Raw genomic sequence first — 7,347 nt, 5'->3', positions numbered from 1 at the left:
GCATTACTTATTACAATCATTAACTACTTTGGTGTCAAAACAGCCGCTGTATTTCAAAGTATATTTACAATATTTATTGTAGCGACGGGCATTATGCTCGTTTTTGGATCTAGTTTCAACGGAGATACAAAAAATTTAGAGCCATTTTTTATAAATGGTGCAGGTGGAGTAATGGCTGTCCTTATAATGGTTCCGTTTCTATTTGTCGGATTTGATGTAATCCCGCAAGTAGCGGAAGAAGTGAATCTTCCGTTTAAAGAAATCGGAAAACTTTTAATATTCTCTGTTGTCTGTGCGGTCGTATTCTATCTACTTATTACAGTTGGAGTTTCGATGGCATTAGATCAAAACGCACTCTTGAATACAAAATTGGCAACTGCTGATGCGATGGGAGCAGTTTTTGGATCGAAAATATTTGCGAATATTTTAATCTTTGGTGGGTTAGCTGGAATTGTTACAAGTTGGAATGCTTTTATTATTGGAGGTAGTCGTGTGTTATATGCGATGGCTAAAAATGAAATGATTCCAGCTTGGTTTGGAAAAGTACATCCGAAATATAAAACACCTACTAATGCGATTATGTTCCTAGGGATGCTATCATTTTTTGCTCCGTTACTTGGAAGACCAGCACTTGTATGGATTGTAAATGCAGGTGGACTTGGGATTGTTGTTTCATATTTATTAGTTAGTTTATCATTTTTAAAGTTACGCAAAACAGAACCTAATATGGCTAGACCGTTTCGAGTGAAGAATGGAAAAGTAGTCGGGAGTATAGCGGTAATATTAAGTATTGGTTTTATTTTATTGTATATGCCTGGGATGCCTGCTGCATTAATTTGGCCGTACGAATGGCTAATGGTGTTAGGGTGGACGATTTTAGGTGGTTATTTCTTTATGAGAATGCTGTTTGATAAGTATAAGAATAATTCTAATGAGAATGAAGATATAGAGGAGGAAGAAAACATTGGATAAAAAAGCGACGTTCGTAAACTTAGATAAAAAAGCGATGTATATAAATGGTGAGTGGATTACACTGCAAGAACAAATCGAAGTGAATAATCCAGCGACAAAGGAAGTATTTGCAACTGTACCAAAGGGCGGGATTACAGAGGCAAAGCAAGCAGTTGATGCTGCACATGAGGCTTTTAAATTATGGTCAAAATTAACGGCAGCGGATCGCGCAGTAAAGTTAAAAAAATGGTTCACGCTCATTGATGAAAATAAAGAAGAAATTGCAGCAATCATGACGAGAGAGCAAGGGAAGCCGTTTGCAGAAGCACTTGGTGAAGTGAATTATGCAAATAGTTTTGTTGAATGGTACGCAGAAGAAGGAAAGCGAATATACGGTGAAATGATTCCTGCTTCTCATCCGAATAAGCGTATTTTAGTTATAAAGCAACCAGTTGGGGTTATGGCAGCTATTACGCCTTGGAATTTCCCGGCTGCTATGATTACGAGAAAGGTAGCTCCAGCACTTGCAGCAGGCTGTACGGCAGTTGTGAAACCAGCGAGTCAAACGCCATTAACTGCATTGAAGTTAGTTGAATTAGCACATGAAGCAGATATTCCAAAAGGTGTAATAAATATTGTAACAGGTAGTGCAAAAGCAATTGCTGATACGTGGATGGAAGATGAGCGCGTTCGAAAAGTTTCCTTTACAGGATCAACTGAAATTGGAAAAGAATTAATGGCTAGCGCTGCGCAAACGATGAAAAAGGTTTCGCTTGAATTAGGTGGTCACGCTCCATTTATTGTTATGAATGATGCTGATTTAGATAAGGCGGTAGAAGCGGTAATTGGTTCGAAATTCCGTAACGCAGGACAAACGTGTATATGTACAAACCGCATCTTTGTTCAAGAAGAAGTGTATGAAGAATTTGCAGGGAAGTTCACAACAGCTGTAGAGCAGCTGAAAGTCGGAGATGGATTCGGCGAAGGAACAACTGTAGGTCCACTTATTGATGCGAATGCAGTTTCGAAAGTACAAGAACATATTGAAGATGCAATTCAAAAGGGCGGAGAAGTTTTATACGGTGGCCATAAATTTGCAGAGTTAGATGGTTATTTCATTCAGCCAACGGTAATTGGATTGGCAAATGACACGATGCTTTGTATGAATGAAGAAACATTTGGACCGGTTGCACCAGTTGCTAAATTTAAAACAGTTGAAGAAGTAATCGAACGAGCAAATAATACACCATATGGCTTGGCTGCTTATATTTTCACAAAAGATATTAGCCAAGCATTCCAAATTAGTGAAGCGTTAGAGTACGGAATTATCGGCTTAAACGATGGCCTTCCATCAGTTGCACAAGCACCATTTGGAGGCTTTAAAGAAAGTGGTATCGGCCGTGAAGGAGGCCATTTCGGTATCGAGGAATATTTAGAAATTAAATATATTTCGTTAGGACTATAAGTAGTATACTAGAATCTCTATAAGGTAACAGAGAAGGAGATTCTAGTATGGTATATTGGCTATTATTACTCGTAACAATTATTTTTGAAGTAGCTGGAACGATTGCGATGAAGTTATCGAATGGTTTAACAAAGCTTGTTCCAAGTGTACTTATTTTCGTATTCTATGGAATTTGTTTCAGCGTGTTTGCTATCGTTGTTAAAAAGATTCATTTAAGCATTGCTTATGCAATTTGGTCTGGTGTGGGAACGCTACTTATTACAATCATTAGTGTGTACTTTTTTAAAGAGCATATTAATTTATTCCAAGCATTTTGTATTCTCTTTATTGTTTTAGGAGTAATTGGACTGAAAGTGTCATCGGCATCATAAAAGGCTATCTTCCGGCGTGGAAGATAGCCTTTTATTTTTATTAAAACGCCCAGTTACCTTTACGGAAGATCGGTTCATGTCTTCCATCAGCTGTAATGCCGTCGATATCAAGCTCAGCTGATCCAATCATGAAGTCTTCGTGTGTAATACTAGCGTTTGCGCCATTTTCAGCAAGTTCTTCTTTAGACATTGTTTTTCCGCCAACTAAGTTAAATGCATAAGCATTTCCGATTGCAAGGTGACAAGATGCATTTTCATCAAATAGCGTATTGTAGAATAAAATATTTGTGTTTGAAATTGGTGAATCATGAGGTACTAAAGCTACTTCGCCTAAGAAGTGAGAACCTTCATCTGTTTCTACTAAATGTTTTAAAGCCTCTTCACCAGATYCAGCTTTATAGTCTACGATACGTCCGTTTTCGAATGTTAATGTAAAGTTATCGATAATATTACCTGCAAATGCTAACGGTTTTGTGCTAGATACTTGGCCGTTCACACCTGTTTTAAGAGGCATTGTAAATACCTCTTCAGTTGGAATGTTAGCCATAAATGCTACGTTCTTTTCATTTAAGCTACCAGCACCAGCCCATACATGYTTCTCTGGAAGTTCGATTGTTAAGTCTGTTCCAGGGCCTGTATAGTGAAGAGCTTTATAATGTTTTTCGTTTAAGTAATCTACTTTTGTATGTAGTGTTTCATCATGTTCTTTCCATGCTTCCACAGGATTTTCTAAATCAGCACGAGTAGCTTTGAAGATAGCATCCCATAGTTTTGTTTCTTGTTCTTCTGGCGCTACGTCAGGGAATACTTTTGCAGCCCATTCTTTCGTAGGAACAGAAATTACGCACCAGCTTACTTTATCTGCTTGTACATAATCACGGTATACTTTCATCGCTTCTCCAGCTACTTTATGAGCTGTTGCAATTTTCTTTGGTTCTACACCTTTTAATAGATCAGGATTCTCTGCATAGATGGACATAAATGCAGCGCCTTCTTTTGCTAATTCTTCACGAGCATKTGCTTTCCAAGAAGGGAATTCAGAGAAAGCTTCTTCAGGAGCTAGATCGAACTTTAAGCGTGTTAACGTCTCATCATTCCAATCAACATATACGTGTTTTGCACCAGATTTATATGCTTTTTCTGTAACTAGGCGTACAAACTGTACAGCCTCAAGAGGTGCACTGATTGATAAAGTTTGTCCGGGTTGAATATTAACACCAACATTGACTGCAAGGGCAGCATATTTCTCTAACGTTTGTTCAAATGACATATGTATAATCTCCTTTAGTTTGAAAGATTTCTTACTATATATAATACAAGAAAATTCTAAAAATATATATAAATATAACGTAAAAAGAGAGCTCAAAATGTATTGAGCTCTAATAGTTATTTAATCGAAGAAGCAAATTGTTCTACAGTCGTTGTATGGTGTATGCGAACACGCTTCATTTTTAACAACTCATCAGGTTCACCCTTCGTAATGAATTGTCCTGGCTTCGTTGTTGTTGCAAATTGATAGTGTTTCTTTGTTTCTGCGACAACTTTATCATCTACATGACCAAATGGATAAGCAATTGCGATAACAGGCTTACCTGTTATTTTCTCTAGCTTTTCTTTTGATCCTTTTAACTCTTCATCATAGTTTGTAATTTTCGGCAAGTCTGCGTGTGTTGCTGTGTGAGATTGTACAGAAAAAATACCTGAATCAACCATTTCTTTTATTTCAGATGTAGAAAGGGCGCCTTCTACATCAACGTTATCAACAATCATATATTCTGTTGCCGCTGGTTTAAATGTATCGTCTTTTAGTTTTTGTAAAACATGAAATGCATTCATATTATTTTTCATACCGTCATCAAATGTAACGAAAATCGGCTTGTTTACTTTATTTATATCGCCCCAGCGTTCAAACGTTAACAAAGTATAACCATTTTCTTTTAAATACTTCATTTGTGCTTCAAAGTTAGCAGGCGATACGAATAAATCTTTAATACCTTGTCCATGATAATCATCAATTGCGTGATACATAAGAACAGGAACTTTTTGCTCGAAAGTAATAGTAGATTCCGTAAGTGGAATAGTTTTTCCGCCCTCTGTTGTTCCTGTAGCTTCAATTTGATATTCACCGCGTTTTCCTTCAAATTCTTTTATATCAAAGGGAAGTGTAAATTGTTGATTTTTCTCTTTAGAAGAAAAGGATTTAGCACTTTCCTTTCCATCAGCAGTGCGCCAAATTTTATATTGTACTTCGGTTAAAGAATCYTTTATGTCYGTAATATGAATATTTGCGTTTGTAGATTCGTGCGTAATTGGATTATAAGAAATTTTACCTTGTTCCCGCACAGTCTCTTCTTGTTTCTTAACCTCTTGAACCTTTTTTTCTTTTTTAGGCTCTACATTGCTAGTATTACATCCTGCTAGAATGGCAGATGTACATAAAGCAATCGCTGCGTATTTTCTCATAAAATCACCTTCTATTGTGTATTATGTTGCATACTTACATTAAAATCCCCACCGCTATAAGAGAGGTGGGGATATACCCTTGTTCATCATATCATTTTTAGGTGAATGGTAGGTTAGTGACTTTGAATAGAGGTATTCTTGCGTTTCTTATTTGATTTGATAATGATATAACCTACTACAAAAATAAGAGGGATAATGAATACATAGATTGGCATTCCCCATACATAATAGCTTTTCATGCTTAAAACTAGTAAGTGTAAGAAGTCGAAAAGGGCGTGAGCTTTCATAATATCCTCCAATATATTTTTTTACAAATTATAACATTTTTAATTTGTAATTTGTATATTTTGGTAAATAATTTAAGTTAATTTTAAAGTAAGAGAAAGGTTTATTAATATGCAATTTTGCATATGTAGAGTAGTTTCTATTAAAATATCAGGATCTTGGACTATAATAAGAACCGCTATAAATGTAAGTAAGAATGATGTACGGAGTGGAGAACAGAAATGAAATATAAAAAACTAGTATATATCCTKYTCATATCGCTATTCATAGTCGGTTGTCAAAGTGAARYGAGTAAAGCGAATAGTGTGGAGGAGTGGGTATTACAAAAGAAGAATATGATTTTATGATAGATGAAATGAATAATGCAGAATATATAAATACAAAAGACGGAAAACTCTTTTTTAAAAAGAAAGACCATGAAATTCAAATTCTCTCTGATGAGAATTTGAAACTAATTAAAAATATTCGAATTGATACAGAGAAGAATACAATTAAAACTCCTTTTGGAGAGTGTGAATATGAAGGTGAAATAAAGGCATCGGATGAACAAAAAGCTACTGGGCCATGGAGTGGGAAGATGTGGACCTTAAAAAGCGATGGATTACTTTATCATTTTTCATTAGGAAAGTTAAAAAACATAAACAAATCTATCATTTATATTTCAATAAAAGGTATATATAAAGATAGGATTATCAATACAGAAGAAGCGGTCGAATTTCACTCGGTTTCATAAAGAATCAAAAAATCACCTTACTTAAACAAGTAAGGTGATTTTTTATTAAATAAACAATCCAGCGATTGTTGCAGATAAAATAGAAGCAAGTGTTGATGCAAATAGCATTTTCCAACCAAATTTAGATACGATGCTTCCTTGTTTTTCAGAAAGGGCACGGATTGTACCAACAATCGCACCAATTTGGCTAATACTTGCGAAGCTAATTAAGAATACTGTAACGATTCCAACCGTACGTGGAGCTAATGTTGCAGTAGCGCCTTTTAAATCAAGGATTGCTACAAACTCGTTTAATACAATCTTCGTACCCATAATACCACCAGCTGGGATAATATCTTGAGTTGGAATACCCATTAAGAATGCGAATGGAGAAAGTATATAACCGAAGATTTGTTGTAAAGTAACAGCRTATCCCATTGCACCTGAAGCAGCGCTAATTACGTAGTTTACAACTTCCATAACACCAATGAAGGCAATCATTAACGCAGCAACGATACCAGCTACTTTTAAACCATCAAGCGCACCGTTAATCATAGCGCCGATAAGGCTATCTCCGAATAGGTTTCTATCAAATTTTTGAACCACTTCGTCTTCTTTTTTCGTATCAACTGGTGTTAATAATGAACAAACGATTAAGCTTGAGAATAAGTTTAGCGGAAGAGCCGCTAATACATATTTCGCATCTAACATCATAACGTATGATGCTGTTACAGAGGCAGAAACTGAGCTCATTGCAGAACAACAAATGATAAACATACGGTTTTTATTAAAATGTTGTAAATCATTTTTAATAACGATTAACGCTTCACTTGAACCAAAGAATACAGAATTTACTGCGTGGAATGATTCAACGCGTGGTAAACCAGTAATTTTTGAAAGTGCACCGCCGACAATACGAACGATGAATGGTAAAACACCTAAATAACTAAAGATAGAAAGTAGTGCTGAGAAAAATACGATAATTAGTAATACGTTTAAGAAAAAGACAAAATCTCTTTGAATTCCATTAAAGAGAAAATCGACACCTGTCGTACCAAGTTTAATTAGTTTGTTGAAAACTTTACTAATGAAGATGATAA

At 35.7% G+C, this 7,347-nt stretch carries 6 protein-coding genes and 1 pseudogene; 4 read left to right on the top strand and 3 right to left on the bottom strand.

From position 1 onward, the window contains the following. The 3 genes from AC1DJR_RS14555 to AC1DJR_RS14545 all read left to right on the top strand — a co-directional run. Window positions 1-972: APC family permease (locus tag AC1DJR_RS14555; RefSeq protein ID WP_477002878.1), on the top strand; the 972-nt coding region annotated here is incomplete at its 5' end. Next, window positions 965-2,416 carry an NADP-dependent succinate-semialdehyde dehydrogenase gene (gabD, locus tag AC1DJR_RS14550; protein WP_429687012.1) on the top strand — a complete coding sequence of 484 codons (1,452 nt, stop codon included), beginning with the start codon at window positions 965-967 and terminating at the stop codon, window positions 2,414-2,416. The genes AC1DJR_RS14555 and gabD, both read left to right, overlap by 8 nt. A 47-nt stretch (window positions 2,417-2,463) precedes the next feature. After that, window positions 2,464-2,787: a DMT family transporter gene (locus tag AC1DJR_RS14545; protein ID WP_000263259.1), complete on the top strand. Its 324-nt coding sequence runs from the start codon at window positions 2,464-2,466 to the stop codon at window positions 2,785-2,787. Between the two features lie 40 nt (window positions 2,788-2,827). Here the strand turns inward: AC1DJR_RS14545 and AC1DJR_RS14540 are convergent, their stop codons facing one another. Both AC1DJR_RS14540 and AC1DJR_RS14535 read right to left on the bottom strand, forming a co-directional pair. After that, window positions 2,828-4,057, bottom strand: coding sequence for an aminopeptidase (locus tag AC1DJR_RS14540; protein ID WP_477002877.1), 1,230 nt, complete (start codon window positions 4,055-4,057; stop codon window positions 2,828-2,830). A 116-nt stretch (window positions 4,058-4,173) separates the two neighbouring features. Next, window positions 4,174-5,250 carry a polysaccharide deacetylase family protein gene (locus AC1DJR_RS14535; RefSeq protein ID WP_429687011.1) on the bottom strand — a complete coding sequence of 359 codons (1,077 nt, stop codon included), beginning with the start codon at window positions 5,248-5,250 and terminating at the stop codon, window positions 4,174-4,176. A 506-nt stretch (window positions 5,251-5,756) separates the two neighbouring features. On the opposite strand from AC1DJR_RS14535, the pseudogene AC1DJR_RS14530 reads away from it, so the two are divergent. Beyond that, window positions 5,757-6,268: pseudogene (locus AC1DJR_RS14530) on the top strand (hypothetical protein). A gap of 45 nt (window positions 6,269-6,313) precedes the next feature. On the opposite strand, the gene AC1DJR_RS14525 reads toward AC1DJR_RS14530, so the two are convergent. After that, window positions 6,314-7,347 (bottom strand): NupC/NupG family nucleoside CNT transporter (locus tag AC1DJR_RS14525; protein ID WP_477002876.1); only part of this gene is annotated, 1,034 nt, incomplete at its 5' end.

The sequence above is a fragment of the Bacillus sp. 05T31 genome (assembly GCF_056396725.1).
The sequence above is the reverse complement of the archived record's forward strand: the minus strand, read 5'-3'. Positions and strand labels throughout refer to the sequence as shown.